The organism is Actinoplanes palleronii, from assembly GCF_016862315.1.
GTDB lineage: Bacteria > Actinomycetota > Actinomycetes > Mycobacteriales > Micromonosporaceae > Actinoplanes > Actinoplanes palleronii.
Window position 1 is genome coordinate 62,735 of the sequence record NZ_BOMS01000048.1, and the last position, 23,154, is coordinate 85,888.

Annotated in this window: 19 protein-coding genes; 9 read left to right on the forward strand and 10 right to left on the reverse strand. The window is 69.4% G+C overall.

Features of this window, described 5'->3' with window-relative positions:
• Window positions 1–11: 11 nt before the first annotated feature.
• The 4 genes from Apa02nite_RS17565 to Apa02nite_RS17580 form a co-directional block, all read right to left on the reverse strand.
• Window positions 12–2,387 carry a phosphoketolase family protein gene (locus Apa02nite_RS17565; RefSeq protein ID WP_203825930.1) on the reverse strand — a complete coding sequence of 792 codons (2,376 nt, stop codon included), beginning with the start codon at window positions 2,385–2,387 and terminating at the stop codon, window positions 12–14.
• Between the two features lie 275 nt (window positions 2,388–2,662).
• Window positions 2,663–3,910 (reverse strand): Acg family FMN-binding oxidoreductase, encoded by a 1,248-nt coding sequence (locus tag Apa02nite_RS17570; protein ID WP_203825931.1) that lies wholly within the window; start codon window positions 3,908–3,910, stop codon window positions 2,663–2,665.
• A gap of 8 nt (window positions 3,911–3,918) precedes the next feature.
• On the reverse strand, window positions 3,919–5,559 hold the full coding sequence (locus Apa02nite_RS17575; protein ID WP_203825932.1) for a hybrid sensor histidine kinase/response regulator: 1,641 nt from the start codon (window positions 5,557–5,559) through the stop codon (window positions 3,919–3,921).
• 316 nt (window positions 5,560–5,875) lie between these two features.
• Window positions 5,876–8,632: a cation-translocating P-type ATPase gene (locus Apa02nite_RS17580; RefSeq protein WP_307871968.1), complete on the reverse strand. Its 2,757-nt coding sequence runs from the start codon at window positions 8,630–8,632 to the stop codon at window positions 5,876–5,878.
• Between the two features lie 531 nt (window positions 8,633–9,163).
• On the opposite strand from Apa02nite_RS17580, the gene Apa02nite_RS17585 reads away from it, so the two are divergent.
• Entirely contained in the window at window positions 9,164–9,778 is a 615-nt protein-coding gene (locus Apa02nite_RS17585) for a DoxX family protein (protein ID WP_203825934.1), read from the forward strand.
• 84 nt (window positions 9,779–9,862) lie between these two features.
• The gene (locus tag Apa02nite_RS17590; protein WP_203825935.1) at window positions 9,863–10,777 is read left to right on the forward strand and encodes a hypothetical protein; all 915 of its coding nucleotides are present in this window, start codon (window positions 9,863–9,865) and stop codon (window positions 10,775–10,777) included.
• Window positions 10,778–10,781: 4 nt separating this feature from the next.
• Here Apa02nite_RS17590 and Apa02nite_RS17595 read toward each other — a convergent pair whose 3' ends face one another.
• Entirely contained in the window at window positions 10,782–11,417 is a 636-nt protein-coding gene (locus Apa02nite_RS17595) for a DUF4360 domain-containing protein (RefSeq protein WP_203825936.1), read from the reverse strand.
• A 159-nt stretch (window positions 11,418–11,576) separates the two neighbouring features.
• Window positions 11,577–12,140, reverse strand: a complete 564-nt coding sequence (locus tag Apa02nite_RS17600) for a TetR/AcrR family transcriptional regulator (RefSeq protein ID WP_203825937.1) — start codon at window positions 12,138–12,140, stop codon at window positions 11,577–11,579.
• A gap of 61 nt (window positions 12,141–12,201) precedes the next feature.
• Between Apa02nite_RS17600 and Apa02nite_RS17605 the strand changes: the two genes are divergently transcribed.
• On the forward strand, window positions 12,202–13,833 hold the full coding sequence (locus Apa02nite_RS17605; RefSeq protein WP_203825938.1) for an FAD-binding protein: 1,632 nt from the start codon (window positions 12,202–12,204) through the stop codon (window positions 13,831–13,833).
• A 7-nt stretch (window positions 13,834–13,840) separates the two neighbouring features.
• On the opposite strand, the gene Apa02nite_RS17610 is transcribed toward Apa02nite_RS17605, so the two are convergent.
• Window positions 13,841–15,760, reverse strand: a complete 1,920-nt coding sequence (locus Apa02nite_RS17610; RefSeq protein WP_203825939.1) for a potassium transporter Kup — start codon at window positions 15,758–15,760, stop codon at window positions 13,841–13,843.
• A 125-nt stretch (window positions 15,761–15,885) separates the two neighbouring features.
• Between Apa02nite_RS17610 and Apa02nite_RS17615 the strand changes: the two genes are divergently transcribed.
• The 3 genes from Apa02nite_RS17615 to Apa02nite_RS17625 all read left to right on the forward strand — a co-directional run bounded on the left by Apa02nite_RS17615 (window position 15,886) and on the right by Apa02nite_RS17625 (window position 19,125).
• On the forward strand, window positions 15,886–17,523 hold the full coding sequence (locus Apa02nite_RS17615; RefSeq protein ID WP_203825940.1) for an aminotransferase class V-fold PLP-dependent enzyme: 1,638 nt from the start codon (window positions 15,886–15,888) through the stop codon (window positions 17,521–17,523).
• Window positions 17,524–17,785: 262 nt separating this feature from the next.
• Window positions 17,786–18,223, forward strand: a complete 438-nt coding sequence (locus Apa02nite_RS17620) for a hypothetical protein (RefSeq protein ID WP_203825941.1) — start codon at window positions 17,786–17,788, stop codon at window positions 18,221–18,223.
• A gap of 392 nt (window positions 18,224–18,615) precedes the next feature.
• Entirely contained in the window at window positions 18,616–19,125 is a 510-nt protein-coding gene (locus Apa02nite_RS17625) for a hypothetical protein (RefSeq protein ID WP_203825942.1), read from the forward strand.
• A 125-nt stretch (window positions 19,126–19,250) separates the two neighbouring features.
• On the opposite strand, the gene Apa02nite_RS17630 is transcribed toward Apa02nite_RS17625, so the two are convergent.
• From Apa02nite_RS17630 to Apa02nite_RS17640, 3 genes are all read right to left on the reverse strand, one after another.
• Window positions 19,251–20,207, reverse strand: a complete 957-nt coding sequence (locus tag Apa02nite_RS17630) for a TolB family protein (protein ID WP_203825943.1) — start codon at window positions 20,205–20,207, stop codon at window positions 19,251–19,253.
• A 90-nt stretch (window positions 20,208–20,297) separates the two neighbouring features.
• Window positions 20,298–20,771 (reverse strand): SRPBCC family protein, encoded by a 474-nt coding sequence (locus Apa02nite_RS17635; RefSeq protein WP_203825944.1) that lies wholly within the window; start codon window positions 20,769–20,771, stop codon window positions 20,298–20,300.
• Entirely contained in the window at window positions 20,768–20,977 is a 210-nt protein-coding gene (locus Apa02nite_RS17640; protein WP_203825945.1) for a hypothetical protein, read from the reverse strand. The genes Apa02nite_RS17635 and Apa02nite_RS17640 overlap by 4 nt, the downstream gene beginning before the upstream one ends.
• 120 nt (window positions 20,978–21,097) lie before the next feature.
• Between Apa02nite_RS17640 and Apa02nite_RS17645 the strand changes: the two genes are divergently transcribed.
• The 3 genes from Apa02nite_RS17645 to Apa02nite_RS17655 all read left to right on the forward strand — a co-directional run bounded on the left by Apa02nite_RS17645 (window position 21,098) and on the right by Apa02nite_RS17655 (window position 23,125).
• Complete coding sequence (locus Apa02nite_RS17645) at window positions 21,098–21,385, forward strand: DUF6959 family protein (RefSeq protein ID WP_203825946.1); 288 nt, start codon at window positions 21,098–21,100, stop codon at window positions 21,383–21,385.
• A gap of 200 nt (window positions 21,386–21,585) precedes the next feature.
• A complete protein-coding gene (locus tag Apa02nite_RS17650) occupies window positions 21,586–22,359 on the forward strand; it encodes a DUF5984 family protein (RefSeq protein ID WP_275412482.1) in 774 nt (257 codons plus the stop codon).
• Between the two features lie 187 nt (window positions 22,360–22,546).
• Window positions 22,547–23,125: a VHL beta domain-containing protein gene (locus Apa02nite_RS17655; protein ID WP_203825948.1), complete on the forward strand. Its 579-nt coding sequence runs from the start codon at window positions 22,547–22,549 to the stop codon at window positions 23,123–23,125.
• The last annotated feature ends 29 nt before the right edge of the window (window positions 23,126–23,154 follow it).

The following is a 23,154-nucleotide window of genomic DNA, read 5'->3' on the forward strand; positions in this document are numbered from 1 at the left end:
TCGGATGCCGCTCAGGGCGTGTGCGGCCAGACCCAGTCGCGGATCTCGGGCAGGTCCTCACCGGTACGGCGTACGAAAGCGCGGTGTTCGGCTCGCTTGTCGACCATCTGCTGGCGCAGGACGGCGGCCTTACGGCCCAGACCGGGAACCCGGTCGATGACGTCCATGACGAGGTGGAAGCGGTCCATGTCGTTGACGACGAGCATGTCGAACGGCGTGGTCGTGGTGCCTTCCTCCTTGTAGCCGCGCACATGCAGGTTGTCGTGGTTGGTGCGCCGGTAGGTCAGCCGGTGGATCAGCCACGGGTAGCCGTGGTAGGCCATGATGACCGGCCGATCGGTGGTGAAGATCGCGTCGAATTCCGGGTCCGGCAGGCCGTGCGGGTGTTCGGAGACCGGCTGCAGGCGCATCAGGTCGACGACGTTGACCACCCGCACCTTGAGGTCGGGGAGGTGCCGGCGCAGCAGGTCGGTGGCCGCGAGGATCTCCATGGTCGGTACGTCACCGGCGGCGGCCAGGACCACGTCGGGGTCACCGTCGTCGTTGCCGGCCCAGTCCCAGATGCCCAGGCCGCGGGCGCAGTGCAGGGCGGCGGCGTCCATGTCGAGCCAGGTCGGCGCGGGTTGTTTGCCGGCCACGATGACGTTGATGTAGTCGCGGCTGCGCAGGCAGTGGTCGGCGACCGACAGCAGGGTGTTGGCGTCCGGCGGCAGGTAGACCCGGACCACTTCGGCCTTCTTGTTGACGACGTGGTCGATGAAGCCGGGGTCCTGGTGGGAGGTGCCGTTGTGGTCCTGGCGCCAGACGTGCGAGGTCAGCAGGTAGTTCAGCGACGGGACGGGTTTGCGCCAGCCGAGGTGCCGGGTCGTCTTGAGCCATTTGGCGTGCTGGTTGACCATCGAGTCGACGATGTGGACGAACGCCTCGTAGCAGGAGAACAGGCCGTGCCGGCCGGTCAGCAGGTATCCCTCCAGCCAGCCCTGGCAGGTGGTCTCGGACAGGATCTCCATGACCCGGCCGTGCCGGTCCAGGTGCTGGTCGACGTCGTCGACCCGGGCCTGCCAGGCCTTGCCGGTGGTGTCGAGGACCGCGCCGAGCCGGTTCGACTCGGTCTCGTCCGGGCCGACCACCCGGAAGTTGCGGAAAGCGGCGTTCGCGGCCATCACGTCGCGCAGCCAGCCACCCAGCACCCGGGTCGCCTCGGCGGTCTCGCCGGCCTTGACCGCGTGGTCACGGAACTCCGGCAACTCCAGATCGCGCGGGAACCGGCCGCCGTTGGCGTGCGGGTTCGCCGACATCCGCAGGTCACCGCGGGGCAGCCAGTCGACCACCCAGGACTGCGGGACGCCGTCGGCGTCGAACAACTCGTCGGGACGGTAGGAGGTCATCCAGGCGTGCAGGGCGTCCAGGTGTGCGGCGTCGTCGCGGGCCGCGGTCAACGGCACCTGGTGGGCGCGCCAGGTGCCCTCCACCTGCAGGCCGTCGACGACCTTCGGGCCGGTCCAGCCCTTCGGCGTACGCAGCACGATCATCGGCCAGCGCGGACGATCGGTGACCCCGTCCTCGCGGGCGGCCCGCTGGATCTCGGTGATCTCGTCGAACACCGTGTCGAGGGTCGCCGCCAGGAGCTGGTGAACAGTGGCCGGGTCGTCGCCGGCGACCAGGTACGGCCGGTGGCCGTACCCCTCGAGCAGCGCGCACAGCTCGGCGTCGCCGATCCGCGCCAGCACCGTCGGGTTCGCGATCTTGTAGCCGTTGAGGTGCAGGATCGGCAGGACCGCGCCGTCACCGACCGGGTCGAGGAACTTGTTCGAGTGCCACGACGCCGCGAGGGGCCCGGTCTCGGCCTCCCCGTCGCCGATCACGCACGCGACGACCAGCTCGGGGTTGTCCAGGGCGGCGCCGTAGGCGTGCGACAGCGAGTAGCCGAGCTCGCCGCCCTCGTGGATCGAGCCGGGTGTCTCCGGTGCGACGTGCGACGGGATACCGCCGGGGAACGAGAACTGGGTGAACAGCCGCTGCATGCCCGCGGTGTCCCGCGAGATCCGCGGATAGACCTCCGAGTACGTACCTTCCAGCCAGGTGTTCGCGACCAGACCCGGACCGCCGTGACCCGGACCGGTCACGTAGAGAACCTCCCGGCCGCGGGCCGCGATGATCCGCGACAGGTGGGCGTAGAGCAGGTTCAGCCCGGGAGTGGTCCCCCAGTGCCCGAGCAGCCGCGGCTTGACCTGCGCCGGCTCCAACGGCTCGCGCAGCAGCGGATTGCCCATCAGATAGATCTGCCCGACCGACAGGTAGTTCGCGGCCCGCCAGTAGCCGTCGATGCGGCGCAGCTCGTCGGTGCCCAGCGGCTCGCCGTGCACCACCTCGAGGATGTCGTTCATCAGAGTGCCATCGGCGTACGAGACGTGCCGGCCGCGATGAGAGTGATCCGCACATGTTCCATGGGGAGTTTCCTGACTTCGGCCGTAGCCGGATACTTCGTACGCGAGAACAGTCCGTGCGAAAAACGCACCTGATCACTGCGGAGACGAAGAAACGCCAAGAGATCCGCGGCAGCCAACTACCAGCCACCGGGGTCCACGGCGGCGCCCTCACCCTACGCTTGTCCCAGCCGCTCGCCGATGGCCAGGTTGGTGCGGGCAGCCGCCGCGCACCGTCAGCGGCCGGGCTGTCCACCGCTGAGCATCACGAACTGACACGAGCCGTCATGATGTCTGTGCAACGTGCACGTGTCTCCGGTGGGCAGATGCACGCGGCCGCATTCGCCCTGGTGAACGAGTTCTTCGTTGATGGACGGGATGTGCAGTTCCGGCAGGTCGCCGCAATCGAGGTTCTCGTGCACCAGGTCCTCCTCGGGTAGATCAGATGGCGGGGTGGGTGCGTCGGTCGCCGCTCGCTCGACGGTCTGGCCGGTGGACAGCCGTGGGGTGTGCGGGCCGTCAGCGGCGGTGGGGTCGAGCGCGGTGAAGCGCAGGACGAGGAACGGGTGCCCGGCGCCGTCAAGCAGTTCACGCACGGCCTCCCTGCTGGCGGGGACCTCGATGGTCGCGCTCAACGGCAGGACCGCCACCTCGATCTCGGTCGCCGTCAGCCACGCCGCGGACAGCGCCTCGCCGGCGCGTATCCAGTCCAGCGGCTGGTCCTCATCGCCGTAGAGGATCGCGTACGCCGCGCTGCGATCGTTCGCCTCGCCGACCAGCATGTCGCCGCGGTGGCCGAAGTCGCGGCGGACCACCGTGGCCGGCGCGGCCGCGGGCGGGAGCACCGCGCCCGGAAGGCCGGTGTCACCAGGACGAACGCCGCCGGCCCACCGCTGAAGCTCCGCCTGCCAGGCCGGTCCGTCAGTCTCGGTTCGATGAGCGTCATCGGCGGCCCGGGCCAGCCCGAAGGCCTGACGGGGGCGCAGCAGAAGCAGCGAGGAACCCTGCGATGCCGCGGCCGCGACGATCGGGCGCAGCTTGTCGGCGTCGAGGTGCACGCCGGCGACCGGTCGCCGGTCGGTGTATCGCCGCCCGACGGCCCGCAGACGAGCGATCGACTCCGGTTCGATCGGGATCCGCCCGTCGACGCGCACCGTCGCGAGGTGATCGGACGACCCGGTGCCGGGTGCCCGGATGACCGTGGTGTGCCAGCCGGCGGCCGCGAGACTGACCAGGGCATGATGCAGTGCCGCACCACAGCTCACGGTGGCCAGCCGGCGATCGGGGTCGGCGACCGCCAGGGTGCGAGCGGGGTCAAGGGCAAGGTCGAGGACGTGACCGTGCTGCCGCCAGTGCCACGGCTGCGTGTTGAGGATCGACGGCGCATCTCCCGCCGTCGCGACCGCGTCGTCGAGAGCCTGGGCCTCGGCCGTCCCGATCGACACCTCCGCCGCCACGGTGGCTTCGGTTCCGTAGACGCTCATCGGTGCCGTCATGCTGTTCCGCCGTCGTGTCGGATCGTCGCGAATCCCGGGAAGTTCCCGTTGAGGACCTGGCCGGCTTTGGCGAGCAGTTCGGCGCTGGAGAACGGCTTGTCGACAAGGATCGCGCCGGGCTCGAGCCGGCCCTGGGACGCCAGGACCGGTTGGGCATAGCCGGACATGAACAGGACCGCGATGTCGGGTCGGATCTCCCGAACCCGTTCGGCGACTTCCTTGCCGCGCATCCTGGGCATCACGACGTCGGTGACGAGCAGGTGGATCTCGCCGACGTGGGTGGTGGCCAGAGCGATCGCGCCCACGCCGTCCCCGGCGGTGATCACGTGGTATCCGCTGCGGGTGAAGATCCGTTCGGTGACCTCCCGCAGCGCTTCTTCGTCTTCCACCACGAGAACGGTCTCCCCGGCGGGGACGCGGTAGTACGGTGCCGGTTCGGCGATCCGGATCGCGGCCTCGCTGGTGACCGGCAACATGATGGTGAAGGTGGTCCCGGCGCCAGGCGCCGACTTGATGGCGATGGTGGCCTCGGCCTGGGTCACGATCCCGTAGACGGTGGCCAGACCGAGTCCGGTGCCTCCGGCATCGCGCTTCGTCGTGAAGAACGGCTCGAACACGTGGGCGACGATCTCGGCCGGCATGCCGGTGCCGGAGTCGCCGACCCGCAGCCGTACGTAACGGCCGGCCGGTGCGGGACTTCCGCCGGCTATCGATTCGGTGTCGACGGTGATGTTGGCGGTGTCGATGCGCAGCGTGCCGCCGCCGGGCATCGCGTCGCGGGCGTTGACCGCGAGGTTGACCAGGATCTGTTCGACCTGCCCCGGGTCGGCCAGGACCGGCCACAGCTCGTCGGACCGGCCGATGAGCAGTTCGACGTCCTCACCCAGGGTCCGGTGCAGGAGCTGTTCCACCTCGCCGACCACATCGTCGAGGTTGATCACCCGGGCCTGGGCCACCTCACGCCGGGCGAAGGCCAGCAATTGATGGGTCAGCGCCGTGGCACGTTGCGCGGCACGTTCGATCTGTCCGACGTCGCGCTGCGCCGTGTGCAGCCGCTGCTGCCAGTCGGGTGGCGCGTCGCAGGCGGCAGCCAATTCCTCGGAGACGAACGCGGCGTAGTTGAGGATCACCGCGAGCAGGTTGTTGAAGTCGTGTGCCACCCCGCCGGCGAGGCGTCCCAGTACCTCCAGACGCTGATTCTGCTGCGCTTGGGCCATCTGGATGCGGCTGGTCGTCAAGCCGCTGCCCTGGGCCGGTTTTTGCGAAGATCGCTCGACGTAGGCGTCGAAACTGTCCTGCGCCTCCGACGGTTCGCCCTGGCGACCAGACACCATCACCACGCCGACGACAGCGTTGGCGTCGTCGAGGATCGCGGACATCGTCACTGACACCGCGAGCACCGACTGGTCCTTGCATATCCGCTGCGTCTCATATCTTTCGGTCGGCTCACCCCGCAGCACCCGATTGAGAGCCTCGGTCTCCTTCGCCCGGAAATCCGGTGCGATGATCGCCTGCCGGGCCTGGCCGATGATTTCCTCCGCCGAATACCCGTACAGGCCGGTCGCGGCGGCGTTCCAACTGTTGATCACGTCCAGGCGGGTGGAGCCGATTATCGCGTCATGAGTCGACGCCAGCATCGCGGCCAATTCCACCCGTTGAGCGGCAGTTTCGCCCTTAACGACGTTAATCACGATTTCCCTCCGAGGCCACGGGCCAAGGCGCATGCCAAAACATACGGAAGCACCCCGGAATGATCCGGCCTACGGCACGGCACTGGGCGTCGAACGCCGGTTTCCTGAAACCCTATACCCGGCACGCCCCGCTAGGCACAAAACACAATAGTGCTCGCCGTCCTTTCCTGGACACGCTGCGATGAATCCGCCGCCTTCGCACGCCTGCACCCCATAGGAAAACTCGCCGAAAATTGGTTTCCCAGCGCCGGGACAGCCACTGTCAGAGTTTTTTCCTTGAGCGCAGAAACAGCTTGCGGATTTCGTCCGCGACCAGCAGCAAAGCGCCACAGACCACCAGGAGGGCCCAGTCTGCTGCGGCCAGCGGTGCGGTGTGGAACACGCGCTGCAGCAGCGGGACGTAGCTGATCGCGCAGATCGCCACCAGGCTCAGCCCCTGAGCAGCGAGCATCCGGCCGCTGGACCGCAGACCGAGGGTGACGATGCTGAGCCGGTCGCTGCGCACGGTCAGCCCGACGAAGATCTGGCTGACCACGATGCCGGCCTGGCTCATGGTCAGGGCCTCCCGGTAGACCGGATTCGCCGCGGTGACGGCGTCGAAGGGCAGCCCGGCGCTGTGGATGTGCCAGAAGAAGACGGCGGTGACCCCGGCGGCCTGGATACCGCCCAGGAACAGGATCCTGCGGACGACCGCGGCCGAGAACAGCGACTCGCGGGGACTGCGTGGCGGCCTGTCCATGGTGCCCTGCTCGGGCTGCAACGTGCCCAGCGCGAGCGCGGGAAGCACGTCCGATCCGAGATCGATCGCGAGGACCTGAACCGCGGACAGCGGGACGAGCGGGAACCCGGCGAGCGTCGCCACGACGATCGGCACGAGTTCCCCGATGTTGGAGGTGAACACGTAGATGAGGAACGTACGGATGTTCTGATAGACCGACCGTCCGCGCTCGACAGCGGCGGCGATGGAGGCGAACGAGTCGTCGAGCAGCACCATGACGGCAGCTTCGCGGGCGACGTCCGTACCGGAAGCGCCCATCGCGACGCCGATGTCCGCGCGGCGCAGGGCGGGAGCGTCGTTGGCGCCGTCGCCGGTGACCGCGACGATCTCCCCGAGGTCCTTGAACGCGGACACGACGCGCATCTTGTGTTCCGGTTTGACCCGGGCGAACAGCAGCGGCGCGGGGTCGGCCACCAGCGCCCGGAGCTGCTGTTCGTCGAGGCCGTCGAGGTCGGCTCCGGTCAGCGCGCGCGGGTGCGCCCGGTCGATGAGCCCGACCTTGCGAGCGATGGCTTCCGCGGTCAGCACGGAGTCACCGGTGACCATGACAATCCGGATGCCGGCGCGTTCGCAGGTCGCGATCGCCGCGGAGACCTCGGGACGGGGCGGGTCGAGCATGCCGATGAGTCCGAGAAGGATCAGGTCCTGCTCGGTGCCGGCCTGCCCCGTGCCCGCCGAGACCGGCCGGTAGGCGACGGCCAGCACGCGCAGCGCGTCGCGGGACATGTCGTCGTTGACGGCGGTCACCCGGGCGCGCATCGCGTCACTGATCGCGACGACACCGAGGTCGTCCTGCACGACGTGGGTGCACCGGGCGAGCAGTTCCTGTGGTGCACCCTTGACGTACGCGACGACCGTGTCGTCGACGCGGTGCACCGTCGTCATCAGCTTGCGGTCGGCGTCGAACGGGAACTCCTGGACACGGGGCGCCGCCTGTTGCTCCGCGCCGACGTCGACACCGGCCTTGGCGGCCACGACGAGCAACGCGCCCTCGGTCGTGTCACCCAGCACTCGCCAGCCACCGTCGGCATCCGCCGGCAGGAGCCTGGCGTCGCAGCACAGGACGGCAGCTCGCAGCGTGCCGAGCAGCGACTCAGGGCTCTCGACCGCGCCGACCGGCTCGTAGCCCACCCCGGACACCCCGTGGGTCCGGTCCGGTACCCAGATCTGCTGGACCGTCATCTCGGCCTTCGTCAGCGTGCCTGTCTTGTCGGTGCAGATCACCGTGGTCGACCCCAGGGTCTCCACCGCGACCAGTTTCTTGATCAGAGCCTGCCGGTGTGCCATCCGCCGGACCCCGACGGCCAAGGCGACCGACATCGTCGCCGGCAGTCCCTCGGGGACCAGGGCGACCATCACGCCGAGGGCGAACACGAACGAGGTCACCAGCGGGCCGCCCAGCGGCAGCCGGATCGCGAACACCAGGGCGCCGAGGCAGAACGCGCCGGCAGCGACCCGGCGCGCCATGCCGGTGACCTGCCGTTGCAGCGGGCTGTGCTCGGCGTGGGTCGTCGCGGTGAGCTGGTAGATGCGCCCGAACTCGGTGTTCTTGGCGGTGGCGACGACGACCGCGAGGGCGGTGCCGGCCACGACCATGGTGCCCATCCACACCAGGTTGTGAGCGTCCAGCGCCGGGATGCCGGCCGCGACAGCGTCGGGTGTACGCCGGGCGGGATCGCTCTCACCGGTCAGCGCGGCGTTGTCGACGCTGAGCCCGTGCGCCTCGATGACCCGGGCGTCGGCGGGCACCGCGTCGCCGGCCGCGAGCACCAGGATGTCGCCGACGACCAGGCTCACCGCCGGCGCGTCGACGCGTTCGCCGTCACGAAGGACCACCGTCCGGTGCGGCACCATGGCCCGCAGTGCCTCGGCGGTACGTTCGGCGGCGAACTCCTGCCCGAATCCGATCACCGCGTTCAGCAGAACGACTGCCAGGATCGCCACCGCCAGTTCAAGACTCCCTGGGTCGCGCGGACTGCCCAGCCGGTAGGCGACGAAGGTGATCACGGCCGCGACCAGCAACATCACCGCGAACAGATCGGTGAACTGGGCGGCGAAGCGACGAAGCATCGACGGACCGCGGGCGACCGGCAGTTCGTTGGGACCGTCGCGTGTCAAGCGGGTCGCCGCATCCGCCGCGGAGAGACCGCGTGCGGTGACCCCCAAGGTCTCGAGAGCACCTTTCACCTGCAACGACGCGGACACAGTGCCGCGCGTGGGCGTTTGCGTGCCGGTTTCCACCGTGACTCCCCTTCAACCGCCGAGGGCGGCTCTGCTGATGACAGGACGCCAGGGGCCGGGTGATGAGGACCAGATCGGGGCGCGGGGATCCGCGACGGCGATCTCGGCGCGGGAGTCTGGGCGCCGGTGGCGAGCTTCGTTGGTCTCAACGTACGCGCACCGCGGCCGCGGTCCGGCGCGCCGGGGTCGGGGGCTGCGCTGCGGTCTCGCGTGGTTGCGGCAGGCACGAGCGTCGCGGTCACGGTGATCCGGCCGGTGGAGAACCCACGTGATCCCCGTAGTGCCGGCGGCGTCGCCGAGGCGTACGGTCAAGGTGTCGCCCGGGACCTCCGGTGGCCGCCGAGCCCACCGTCGACGTCTTCCCGACATTGTGGATCTTTCCGGCGCCGAGGCGTGCCCGGATGTCCCGGACCCCGCACAGGAGCACGGCCCCCGCTCTGAGCCGGCGGCGCCGCCTTCCGATACATCCGTGGACGCGCTGGACGCGTCGCGGAACACGTGTCATGAGCAATGCGAAGGAATGTGAGTGCGATGGTCGACATCGCCAACGATCACGAAACCTCTCGCCCGACCACAACGGACCGGCCCGAGCAGGCCGCCCGGCACCAGACCGGCGTCGCGGTGGCGCCGGACGCCACGCTCTCGGTCACCGGGCGGACGGCCACCGCGACGCGGTACCTGCTGGCCGGCATCCGGCTCGCGCTGGGCTGGGTGTTCCTCTGGGCCTTCCTCGACAAACTGTTCGGTCTGGGCCGGAGCACTCCCGCCGCGAACGCGTGGCTGGACGGCGGCAGCCCCACCGCCGGCTTCCTCGGCAAGGCCGCAACCGGACCGTTCACCGGCCTCTACCACGCGATCGCCGGGAACGCCGTCATCGACGGACTGTTCATGGCGGCTCTGCTCGGCATCGGCGTCGCGCTGATCCTCGGCATCGGGATGCGGATCGCTGCCGCCGCCGGCACCCTGCTGACCGTCCTGATGTGGACCGCGGTGCTACCGCCGGCGACCAACCCGTTCATGGACGAGCACCTCGTCTATGCCGCCGTGCTGATCGTGCTGGCCCTGCTCGCTGCCGGGAACACGTGGGGGTTCGGCCGTCGGTGGGCGGCCACGCCGCTCGTCCGGCGTAGCTCCTGGCTCAGGTAGACCCGATCGCGTGTGCGTTCCACCTGCCCGGAGCGCACACGCCATCGTTCACCCCGGCGACGGACACCCAGGTCAGGAGTCCTCATGATCGACCAGGAACGAGCACCGGACCATCACGCCGCAGGATCGACGGGCGCGCCGCTCGGCGCCGGGCTGATGATGCTCGGCACGGCAGTGGGCGCGGTCGCGCTCCTCGGGCCACTGGTGTCGGATGTGCTGCGTTATCGCACCTCCCCGACGAGCCTGAACCAGATCATCGGAGGCGACGCCGCCGCGCTGACCGTCGTCGCTCCGGTCACGATCAGCATCGGTGTCCTGGCGGCACGCGGGCATCCGGCGGCGCCCGCGCTCGCCCTGGCACCATCGATCTTCGTGGCCTACACCTACACCCAGCTGATCCTCGGCAACGAGTTCCTGCGGTGGCCCGGCAACGTCGAGCGGTTCTTCCCCTTGCTTCTCACGGTGTTCCTCCTGGCCGTGTCCCTCGCACTGCGCGCGTGGCGCGACATGCCCGGGGCGGGGTTGCCGGCCCCGTCCGGGCGCGCCGATCGTACGGCCGGGATCCTGCTGCTGGTCATCGCCGCGTTCGTCGTGGTGGGCCTGCACCTGCCCAGCTACCTGGACGCCATGCGTGACCGCCCGGCGGGCGTGCAGTATCTGTCCAGCCCTACCGCGTTCTGGCTGGTCAAATTCATGGACCTGGGCATCGTCGTCCCTGCTGCGATCACCGTCGGCATCGGCACCCTGCGCCATCGGCCGTGGGCACGCCGGCCGATGTACGCGATGCTGGGCGCCTACACCCTGATCGGAGCCTCGGTCACCGGCATGGCGATCACCATGGCCGTACGCCACGACCCGGATGCCTCCGCCACCGTGGTGGTGGGTGCGACCGTGATGGTGACGGCGCTGGCCGCGGTGACCGGCTACCTCTACCGGCCGTTGCTCCGGCGCGCCCCGTCCCCGCCGGCCGCCTCGTCCCGCAGGCGGCCGGCGGGGTGACGGATCAGCACTTCTTCCAGGCGACGTGGTAGACCGTGTCGAGGTTGCCGTCGGTGGAGTCCATCGTCATGAAGCTGGTCTTCTTCTTGTCCGACCAGCCGCCGCTGACCCGCAGCTCGGTGTTGACGTTGAGGTAGCGCTGCTCGCCGCAGGGCAGGTAGGCCAGCGAGCTGACGCCGATCCGGTCGGTGCGCTGCCAGTCGCCGTCGGCCGGGCCGGCGAAGTTGTGCCGGATCCGGCTGGTGCCCTGCTCGCCCTGGAAGTAGTAGTAGGCGGTCTGCGTCGCCGAGGAACCGCGCTCCAGGTGGGCGTACCCGCGGTAGTCGGTGCTGGCGATCGCGTAGGTGTAACCCTGCGGGACGTGCACGTTCAGGCCGAGCTGGCAGTTCTTGCGGAACTCGGTCGGGCCGGCCCCGGCGCCGGTCTGCGCGGTGAACTCGCTGTAGGTGACGGTGAACGCCTTGCTGTCCGGCGACACCGTCACGGCGGCGGTGCCCCAGGGGCAGCCGGACCCGTTGGCGGAGACCACGTCGATGACCATCTGGTTGCGCGGCGGCGCCGCGGGTGCCGCGCCGGCCGGTGCCGCGGTGGCGGCCAGCGAGGCGAGCAGGGTGGCGGCGGTGGCGAGCGTCTTCAGCATGTCGATCCTTAGCGGTACGTCAGTGGGACCTCCGTAACGTACGGTTTGTCCCTTTCGTCCGCTACGACCACCACGCCTGAGTTGATCTCTTTAGGAGTACATTCCGGGCCTTTGGAGCCATCCAGTTGATCACCGACGGGCCCGAACGGTCAGCCCGGATCAGCCGAAAGGCGCCCGGCGCAGCAGATGCAGCGCCCGCTCCACCGCCGGCGCGAGGTCGGCCGGCGCCACCACCGTCGCGATCACGCCGTAGACCATCCGGTGCGCCAGCAACACGTCGTCGACGGTGACCCCGGCCGGCACCAGCCCGGCCGCCTGCGCCCGCGGCAGCGTGGCACCCACCAGCGCGTGCAGGCGCTCGCCGCCGGTGTACTCGGTGGTGCTGCGCCGGGCGTCGACGACCATCTCCACGAACGCGGCGGACTCCACGGTCAGGTGCACCATCCGCTCCCAGAGCCGGCCGAACGCGCCCGCGTCCGGGTCGGCGGCGATCACCTCGAGCTGCGCGAAGTTCTCCTCGAACACCGCGAACGCCAGGTCGAGCCGGGTCGGGAAGTGCCGGTACAGCACGCCCTGACCCACCTCGGCGTCCTTGGCGATCGCGCTGAGCGGCACGTGGTAGCCCCGCTCGGTGAACAGCCGGCGCGCCGCGTCGAGGATCGCCTGCCGGTTTTCCGAGGCCGCGGCGGGACCCCTATTGACGCGACCGCCAGAGCTGGGCATTCTTGCAACCTACCAACCGGACAACACTGTCCGGTTGCCGGGTGCCGTGGAGGAGACCCCCATGACCGACCACACCTTTGACATCGTTGTCGTCGGCAGCGGCGGGGCCGGCTTCGCCACCGCGCTCGGCGCCGTCGACGCCGGGCTCAGCGTGCTGATCGTGGAGAGCAGCCCGAAGTGGGGCGGCAGCACCGCGATGTCCGGCGGCGGCATGTGGCTGCCGGACAACCCGCTGATGCGCCGCGCCGGGGTCGGTGACTCCCGCGCCGAGGCGCTCACCTACCTGGACGCCACCGTCGGTGACACCGGGCGTTCCACGTCCCGCGAGCGCAAGGAGGCGTTCGTCGACGGCATCGAGGACTTCGTCACCACCGCCGAGAAGTACGGGATGGTCTTCGCCCGCTCCACCGACTATCCCGACTATTACCCGGAACGTCCCGGCGGCAAGATCGGCCGGGCCATCGAGGTGAAGCCGCTCAACGCGAAGGTGATCGGCGACTGGTGGAAGACGATCAGCGCGCCGGCCGGGATGCCGATCAAGACCGACGACGTGTGGCTGCTCGGCCGCGCCTGGTCCACCCCGGCCGGTTTCCTGCGCGGTGCCCAGTTCGTGTTCCGTGCCCTGGGCGGCGTGGTCCGCGGCCAGCGGCTGGTCGGCATCGGCGCGGGCCTGGCCACCGCGTTCCTGCGGGCCGTGGTGATCGAGCACAAGGTGCCGCTGTGGCTCGACGCCCCGCTCGAGGAACTGCTGATCGAGGACGGCCGGGTCACCGGGGTCCGGATCACCCGCGACGGGCAACCGGTGACCGTGCACGCCACCCGCGGCGTGATGCTGGCCGGCGGCGGTTTCGACTTCAACACCGAGTGGCGGCGCAAGCACCACGGCATCGACGGCGCGCCCTCCGGCAACCCGGCGAACCTGGGCCGCCCGATCGAGATCGCCCAGCAGGCCGGCGCCGCCGTCGAGTTGATGGACGACGCGTGGTGGGGCGGCTCGGTCGCGGCGACCGCCGGGCACACTCCCGCGTTCATCGTCGGCGAGCGCTCGCTGCCGTACTCGATGATCGTCGACGGCCGCGGGGACCGGTTCGCGAACGAGTCGGAGTCCTACGTCGACCTCGGTCATCACATGCTCGAGCACGACAGGGACGGCGCGTACTGGATGATCGCGGACGTGCGCCACGCCCGGCGCTACCTGCGTACCTTCGCTCTGGATCCTAAGAACAACAAGGCCATGCGGGAGGCCGGGATCATGGTGACGGCCGACGATCTCGACACGCTGGCGGGCAAGCTCGGCATCGACCCGGGCCGGTTGCGGGCCACCGTCGGCAGGTTCAACGGGTTCGCCCGCTCCGGTGTCGACGGCGACTTCGGTCGCGGCAATTCCGCGTACGACAGGTACTACGGCGACCCGACCGTGCACCCGAACCCGTGCCTCGGTCCCCTGGTGAAGGGCCCGTTCACCGCCTACCGCGTCGTCATCGGCGACCTCGGCACCAAGGGCGGAGTCGTCACCGACGCCGACGGCCGGGCGCTGCGCGAGGACGACACGGTGATCGAGGGCCTGTACTCGGCGGGCAACAACTCGGCCTCGGTGATGGGCCGCACCTATCCCGGCCCGGGCTCCACGATCGGCCCGGCCGTGGTGTTCGGCCTGCGCGCCGCCCGCCACATGGCCCGCACCCGCTCCTGACCGGCGTTCACACCTGAATGCGCGACCCGATGATCACCGTACGGTCGCGGGGCAGACCGAGGAACTCCGCGGCGTCGGCGGTGAAATAGGACGTGGCGATGAACAGTCGTTTCCGCCACGGCGCCATCGTCTGCGCCGGGCCACGCACCAGCTCGACCGTCGACAGGAAGTACGACGCCTCGTCGAGCGCCACCGGCCCCTCGGTCTGCTCCGGCGCGAGCAGCCGCAGGGCCGAGGGCAGATCCGGGCTGTCCATGTAGCCGAACCGCGCGCTGACGTGCAGGATCCCGTCGCCGGCGTACCCGAGGTCGTCGACCCGGATCCGCTGCTCGTCGGGCACGTGCGGCACCGGCAGGGTCTCGATCGAGACGATCAGGATCTGGTCGTGCAGGGTGTGGTTGTGCGCGACGTTGGCCCGCAACGCCAGCGGCGTGGTCTGTTTGCCGCGGTTGAGGAAGACGACGGTGCCGGGCACCCGCGCGTACGAGCCCGGATCGGCCCGCAGCAGGTCGATGAACCCGCACAGCGAGCCTTCGGCCCGTTCCCGTTCCCGGGTGACCGCCTGCCGTCCGCGCTGCCACGTGGTCATCACGGTGAACGCCGTCAGCCCGATCAGCAGCGGCAGCCAGGCGCCGTGCGCGAGCTTGGTCAGGTTCGCGGCCAGGAACAGCAGGTCGATGGTGAGCAGCACGCCCGCGCCGAGGCAGACCAGCCACAGCGGGGTGTGCCAGTGCACCCGCGCGAGGGCGAAGAACAGCAGCGTGGTGATGGTGATGGTGCCGACCACCGCCATCCCGAACGCGTACGCGAGTGCGGCCGAGCTCTGGAACGCGAAGACCAGGGTGAGCACGCTGACCATCAGCAGCCAGTTGATCCCCGGCACGTAGATCTGACCGATCGTGGACGCCGAGGTGTGCGCGATCCGCAGCCGCGGCAGGTAGCCCAGCTGCGCCGCCTGCGACGCCACCGAGTAGGCGCCGGTGATCACGGCCTGGGCGGCGATCACCGTGGCCGCCGTGGCCAGCAGCACCATCGGCAGCCGCCCCCACGCCGGCACGAGCAGGAAGAACGGGCTGCCGACGGCGCCGCGATCACGCAGGATCAGCGCGCCCTGGCCCAGATAGCTGAGCACGCACGCGGGCAGCACGAGCAGCAGCCAGCCGCGCGCGATCGCCCGGTGACCGAAATGGCCCATGTCGGCGTAGAGCGCTTCCGCGCCGGTCACCGCGAGCACGATCGCGGCGAGCGAGAAGAACGCGATCCCGAAATGACCCCACAAGAACCCGATGGCGTACGTCGGGGACAGCGCCCGGAGAATCCCCGGGTGGCCGGCGATGCCGATCGCGCCGCACGTGCCGATGGTCAGGAACCACGCGATCATCACCGGCCCGAACAATCGGCCCACCGTGGCCGTGCCTTTGCGCTGGAAGGTGAAGAGCACCACGATGATCACCGCGGTGGCCGGCACCACCAGCTCACCGAGCCCCGGCTCGACGACCTTGATCCCCTCCACCGCGGACAGCACCGAGATGGCCGGCGTGATCATGCTGTCGCCGAAGAACAGTGCCGCGCCGAACACTCCGGCCAGCACGAGCAGTCCCGCCGCGCGGCTGTTCGCGGCGCCACCCCAGCGGCGCAGCATCGCGATGAGCGCCATGATGCCGCCCTCACCGTCGTTGTCGACGCGCATCACCAGCGTGATGTAGGTCAGCGTCACCACGATCATCACGGACCAGAAGATCAGCGAGACGACCCCGTAGACGTTCCCGGTGCTGACCGGTACCGGGTGCGGGTCGTCCGGGTTGAAAACGGTCTGCAGCGTGTAGATCGGGCTGGTCCCGATGTCCCCGAACACGATCCCGAGCGCCCCGACCACGACGGCGGCGCGCACCTTCTGCTTGACACCCGGCTCGGTTGCGGACTCCATGTTCACTGGGTCCTTCCTCGGCCGGCGTGCCGTCGAACCTGACGGTAGCCGCGCCGGGGTGCAGCCGAGCAGAATCGGCGCAACCGGCGGTTGAACCGGGACCGGCCCATCCTGAGGTGAGCGACATGCTGAACCGCATCCGCAACGGGCTCCTCGGAGCCGATCACGTGCTGGACGGGCCGTACGGACCGCGCCGGATCACCTACGCCGACTACACCGCGTCCGGGCAGGCGCTGGACTTCGTCGAGGACTTCCTCCGCGACCAGGTGCTCACCCGGTACGCGAACACGCACACCGAGGCGTCCGCGACCGGCGCGCAGACCGGGGCGCTGCGCGAACAGGCCCGCGCGCTCATCCACCGCAGTGTCGGGGCCGGTCCCGAGCACGTCGTGCTGTTCTGCGGCTCGGGGGCGACGGCGGCGGTCGCCAAGCTGACCGGGATCTTGGGCTTGCGGCTGCCCGAGCAGCTCGACGACCGGTACCACCTGCGCGCGCACATCCCGCGGCGGGAGCGCCCGGTGGTGTTCGTCGGGCCGTACGAGCATCACTCCAACGAGCTGCCGTGGCGGGAATCGATCGCCGACGTCGTGGAGATCGACGCGGATCGCACCGGGCACGTGGACCTGGGCGCGCTGCGGGCGGCGCTGCTGGCGTACGCGGATCGACCCCTGCGGATCGGCAGCTTCTCGGCGGCCTCGAACGTGACCGGGATCCTGACCGACACGACGGCGGTCGCCGGTGTGCTGCGCGAGCACGGTGCGTTGTCGGTGTGGGACTACGCGGCGGCCGGTCCGTACGTACCCATCTCGATGAACAGCAAGGACGCGCTCTTCCTGTCGCCGCACAAATTCGCCGGCGGACCGCAGACCCCGGGCGTGCTCGTCGTCGACCGGCGGCTGCTCACCAACCGGGTCCCGGTCGTCCCGGGCGGCGGCACGGTGGCCTACGTCGATCCGACCGGCCACCGCTATCTCGACGACCCGGTGGCGCGTGAGGAGGGCGGCACCCCGGCGATCGTCGAGTCGATCCGGGCCGGCCTGGTCTTCGCGGTCAAGGACGCGGTCGGCACGGACCTGATCGCCGATCGGGAACGGTCACTGTGGCAGCGCGCCCGCGCCCGCTGGCTCGCCGAGGAGAACATCGCGATCCTCGGCGACGTCGACGCGGACCGCCTGTCGATCGTGTCGTTCCAGATCCGCGCCGAGGGCCGGTTCCTGCACCACAACTTCGTCGCGGCACTGCTCAACGACGTGTTCGGCATCCAGGCGCGCAGCGGCTGCTCGTGCGCGGGCCCCTACGGCCACCGCCTGCTCGGCATCGACGAGGCCCACTCCCGCGAGTTCCGCGACGAGATCCTCGGCGGCTGGGAGGGCATCAAACCGGGCTGGAGCCGCCTGAACCTGAACTACTTCATCTCGGACACCGTCGCGGACTACCTGATCGACGCGGTGGCGCTGATCGCCCGGCACGGCGCGCGGCTGCTGCCCGACTACCGCTTCGACCCCCGCACCGGCCGCTGGACCCACCGCCGCGCCACTCCCCCACCGCTGCAGCTGTCTGACCTGCGGCTCTCGGCGGACGGCACGGTCAGCATGCCGCCACCCCCGACCGCGCGGGCCGGCGAGGAGGCACTGGCCGGCTACCTGACCGAGGCCCGCCGCCTGATGACCGTCCGGCCGGTCCCGGCCGACGGAATGCACCCGGACCTGCCACCGGCCTTCGAGAAACTGCGCTGGTTCCTGCTCCCGGACATCTGCCGATAACCATTTTGGTACGCATACGGAGCGCCCGACCGCAGGCTACGAGCCGAGTCCCGCCCGTGAGGCCCCGCCACGCCCGCCCCACCCCCGGCCACCCCGCGCCTCCCTACCCCGGCTGGCTCCCCGGGGTGTCTCGAGAGCGCGCAGGCACCCCTGGAAGCCAGCCGGCTGAGTTCCCGGGCGAGGGATGCGGGGTCGTCAGGCTGCTCGGCGCCGTGCCGCAATCCGAGCCACCACACGGCCGGCGTCGTCTACGTTCCTTTTCGTGAGTATGAACCTCTGTCTCGCGAAGGTGCTTCCTGCGCTTGCCGAGCGCATCAAGGCTGACCCGGACCTCTTGGACCAGCTGTGGGAGGAATCCGACGAACCCGAGCCCGACGCGGAGATCGCTGCGATCGACCGTGACCATGACACGTTCCTCGAGGACTACCTCTACGTCAGTCGCGAGGTGGACAAGGAGCCAGCCAGGTACCCGTGGATGCGGCGCGCTCTGAGCGGCACCGGCACCGAGATCGAATACGACTTCGGCTACGACAACGGATTCCTGGTGACCGCGCAGGAGGCTGCCGAGATCGCCGACGGCCTTGCTCTCGAGGGATGGTGGAGTCAGGGGCAGGCGGTCACGCTCATCCCGCACGCCATCGCGGCGTTCTACCGCTCGGCCGCCGACGAGGGACGGGCTGTCATCGGCGGAGTGGCGTAGCTGACCGCGACAGATCAGTAAGGTCCGTCAGCGGTCTGACGGAACCCGTCAGCGAGGTAGGCGGCGCGTTGTTCGTCAAGCCACCGCGATGTTCGCCAAAGCATTCACCGTACGTCGACCCGCGCCCTGACTGTCCCGTCCGGGTGAAGCTGTCACTTCCCGCCGGACGGGGCGGCTATCTGTCTGCCAGGGACACATAGCTCCAGCTCACAGACAGATCGATCTTGCCGCCCTGATCTCCCGGCGATGACTATCGAGTCGCCAGATCCCGCCACATCGGACGACGTGTCCAGGGCCGGACGACATCGGGGGGAGCGCTGTCCAGAACAGCGCCGACACCTTCGGCCCGACCGGTGGCAGGGAGACCGCGACAATCGATGAGAGAAGGAACGATGCTCACACGTGTGCTCCACCGCCTCGCCTCGGCAACCCTGATCGCCGGCCTGCTGGTCGGCGCCGGCGCCACCCCCGCAATGGCCTCGGGGACCGCCGCGCTCCCGAAGTACTGCGCGACGTTCGTCTCGGCCGCTACGGCGGCACGCACCGAGGCCCCGGTGGTGACGTGTTCGAACACCTCCGCCGCCGACGCGAAGGCAGCGCTGCCCGCCTCGGCGGCGGCGAACGTGCTGCTCATGAGCGCGTACTCCAACGCCCAGTTCCAGGGCAGCACGCTGAACATCTACCGGGGTGCGTACTGCGACTCGGAGGGCTACGACATCTACTTGACCAGTTACGACAACTGGGCCAAGAAGGTCTCCTCGATCCGTGGCTACCAGAGCTGCAACACCGTGGGGCTCGGCTCGCTGACCGGGAACCACCACATCGGCCACGCCCTGTCGTGGTCGTTCGGCGGGACGGTCTTCAACGACAACGTCGCGTACGTCCACCTGTACTACAACTGACGGCTTCCACCGTCCGGCCCGAAGACGCCTTCGGGCCGGGCAGCGGCCCGGCCGTGACGACCCCGCCCAGCACTCAGGGGTGCCTCCAGACCGCGAAGACACCCCTGAGCTCAAGCAAATCAGGATCAGAGGTAGTCGCGCAGCGTCAGGTTACGCAGCGCAGCCGGCTCGGCCTTGGTCGCCAGGACCTTGCCCTTGGCGGACACCAGCGTCAGCACCCGCTTGCTCGCCGGGCCGCTGCGGACCAGCACCGTCCCGTTCGAGCGGATCAGAACCTGCGACACCGCACCGCGCACCGGCAGAGCCACCGCCTTGCCGGTCTTGGTGTTGATCAGGGTGTCGGCCACCTCGCCGCTGCCGATGTCACCGTCGGTCTCGTCGCCCTTGATCAGGTTGACGGTGATCCGGCTGCCGTCGCGGTTGGTGCTGACGATGTCGTACGCCCGCAGTTTCTTCGGGTTGTTCCGGTCGAATTTGCCGAGCACCGGAACCCGCGTGACGCCGGTCCCGTTGATCCGGGCCGACCAGATGCCGCCGGTGCCGTCCGACCAGAGGTAGCGCTTGCCGTCGCCGGTCATCCGGTAGTGGATGCCCTTAGCCTGCACGCTGCGCGGCAGGGCGGTGAACTTGCCGGTCGAGATCTGCACGACGCCGGCCTTGTTGTCGGACTTGCGCGCGACGATCAGGCCCTTGCCGTTGGCCGTCCAGTTCGGCCCGAAGCCCACCGGCGCCGCCTTGAACGAGAGCTTGCGGACATGAGTGCCGTCCGGGTTGGCCACCCGGAGCAGACCGGTTCCGGTCACGTAGGCCAGCCGCTTGCCGTCCGGCGAGAACTCGGCGAAGTACGCCGGGTAGCCGCTGAGCACGGTGCGCTGCTTGCCGTTGCGGTAGGAGACGAACTTCAGACCGCCGGACTGCTCCTTGGCGTAGTACAACGTACCGTTGATCTTGGTAGTGGCGGCCGATGCGGCGACGGCCGCAACCGGAGCGGACGCCGGTGCCGCAGAGGCCGCGGTGGCCGCCAGGCCGGGCAGCAGGAGCAGACCCGTGGCGACGGCCAATCCGGCCTTGATCGATTTCATTCTTTCCCCCGTGCGTGATGTGGAGCGATGCGGCGGTGCCCCGACCGCGCCCCGACGTTATCCCCGCCGATCATCCGTACCCTGCCGTGACTACTCCTTGGCACGAATCCGGGAATAGTCCCCCTCGGCCAGGCGTGCAATGTGGACGGCGCGCTTTTTCAACAACCTTTTCAGGTACGGCCTGAGCACGATCCGGGTCACCACCGCACCCAACGCTCCCCACGGCGCCCGAACCGTCATCCGATCCGTCATCCGGGTGCGCCCATCCCCGAGATCCTCGAAGCAGTGCTCGTGCCGCATCGACCGAAAGGGACCACGAGTCTGCTCGTCCACGAAGCGATACGGCCGGTCATACGCAGTAATCCGGCTGGTCATCCGCCACCGCACGCCGAGGTGCCGAGCCCTGAACGTCACCTCGTCACCGAGCCCCAACCGCCGGCGGCCCGCAGATGTCGTCGCGGTCTCCCGGCTCCCGGCCAGGGACTCGGCATGAACGTCAACGTCGAGCTCCAGGTCGAACACCGCCCCCGGCGCAGCCCCGATGACCGAAACGACCTCAATCACCGCGCACCTGCAACCAGGCAGACGACGAGATCGTCGGGCACCGACTGGAGCTGCTGATCGGCCGGTGCCTCGATCACCGTAGCGCCGGCTTCCTCGGCCGCCGCGGTGACGACGTCAACATCAGAAACCGGAAACCTCCACTGCCGCACCGGCCGCTCCCGATCAGCCACCGACACCACAACGCGCTGCAGTCCCCGTATGCCCATAGGCCGACCCTAACGAACCGTCCCACCCAACACCCGCTCGGCAAAACGGCGAGACCGGGCGAGGTCGCCGACGACGGAAGCGGCTCGCGCACCGGGCCGGCCCGGTGCGATCATCGGCCGGTGAGCGACGAGCAGGCGCGGGTATTGGCACGTAACGGGAATCTCGCGGTGACGCACCTGGACGGGCGAGCTTTCCCAGGAGTCCACATCCAGGGCGACACTTTCGCCAATTGGCAGCACCAACTCGCCGAGGCGACCCGCCGACTGCACAACACCACCGACGACGCCGATGCCACGGACGACCTCACGGACGTCGTCGAGGAGATGACGGAGGTTCTGCGCTTCTACGAGGCCACCCTGAAAACCCAGGGCCTACGGCGACCATATTTCCACCAGCAGATCGACTGACGGCCGCATGACCTGCATCCGTCGAGAATGCGGCCAGAGCTGCCGCCACCAGGGTTCGGCGAATTACCCGCTCCAGGCGCCGGCTTCTAGTCGGCGGATTTCCGAGTGCAAGCGAAGGGCCGGGATGACTTCGTGTTCACGGGCGTACCTGCGCCCTGCGGCTTGCCTGATGTCCGAAATGAGTTTTCCTGGGGTGGTCGGTGTTTCGGTTCGAGTTTGAGCTTCGGCCGGTGCTGGACGTGCCGGCCTGGGGTGGTGACAAGCCGACGCTGCACTGGTTCGGCCTGACCAGTGGGTGGTTCTGGATGAGCGCCCCGAGCTGCGAGTTCCTCCGCTACACCGACGACGCGGTGGGCCGCTGGGATCTCGAGCGGCCGTATCCCGACTACTACGTCGCCCGGCTGTGGGAAGACCTGAACGGGCTGCGCTGGGCGCTGCAGGAACCCGTACCCGAGGATCTGATTCCACTGGTGGACGGAACCTTCGTGTCGCGCGAGTTCCCCGACGACGACTTCGGCGACGATGTGGACGCCGTTTTCGAGGTCCAGAGCGACTACAGCCTGGATCTGGGCTATCTCACCGACTCGCCGTACGTGAGCTGCTGGCGCCATGTCGCAGACGGCGCAGATCTGGTGACCTTTCGCCAACAGGTCGCGCCCGCGAGGCTCAGCACCTTCGAAGGACCGGCACGACTGGACGCCACGGTGCCGGCGGTGGAGTTCTTCGCCGCGATAGAGGACTTCGACCGCCGGTTCATCGCGGCGATGGAGGACCGGGTCACGGCGCTGGAGAGTTCCGGCCCGCCGCCGGACATCGACCTGGACGTGCGGCAGCTGCGGGCCGAGCACACGAACCGCAGCGGCTGGCTCGGGCAGCGCTTGGCCACGCCCCACGTCGTCGACTGGGCGAAGGTACGAGTCGGCGCTGCGGAACTCCGCACGTGGCCACCACTACCCCAGCCCGACAACGGCTGATCCAGGCCACTCCGGATGCCGCCGCCGACGACGGCGACGCAGGCGACGATGATGGCTCGGCGCCGGCGCGCCCCGGCTCTGACGCCGGCACAGGCGAAGATCTATGTCACCTGCTTAGAAGACGGCACCGGGCTTCCGCCCGAGTTGGTCGGCTTGACGTGAGCGGCGGCCTACTACCGTGGGCACCGTGACCGACAAGCTGCCTGAGGTGCCGCCGGCCTATCAGCCACCCACGACCGTGCCGCTGGCGCCATGGGAGCCGCCTCTCGTCGAAACCGGTCCACCCCAGACCAAACGCGGCCTCGCCACCCTAGTGATCACTCTCGGTCTCCTGCTGTGCCTCGGCGCGGTCGTGCTGGCCATCCGCCTCTGGCCGCAGAGCAAGAACGAGACATCCCCCGCCGCCGTCACGGCCACAGCCCCCGTGCCGGAAGCCACCGTTCCGGAAGCCACCGCGCCGGAAGTGGCTGCGACCGGCCTGCCGGAACTCCCGGCCCTGCCCGCCAGCGCCGAGCAAGACCTCGAGGACGCCACCGACGGCACGTCCACTGCGATCCGCTTCACCAACACCACCAGCGCAACGATCAGCGTCTCCTGGCTGAACTACGACCACAACCGGACCTGGTACGCCGACCTCGCCCCCGGCCAGTCCTACGACCAGCAGACCTACACCGGCCACGTCTGGGTCATCACCCGCACCGGCGGCACCGCACTCGCCCTCTACGTCGCCACCGCCGCCCCGGCCCAAGCGACCATCCGCCAGTAGCAGGAACCCGCCGCCGGCCGCGACAAACC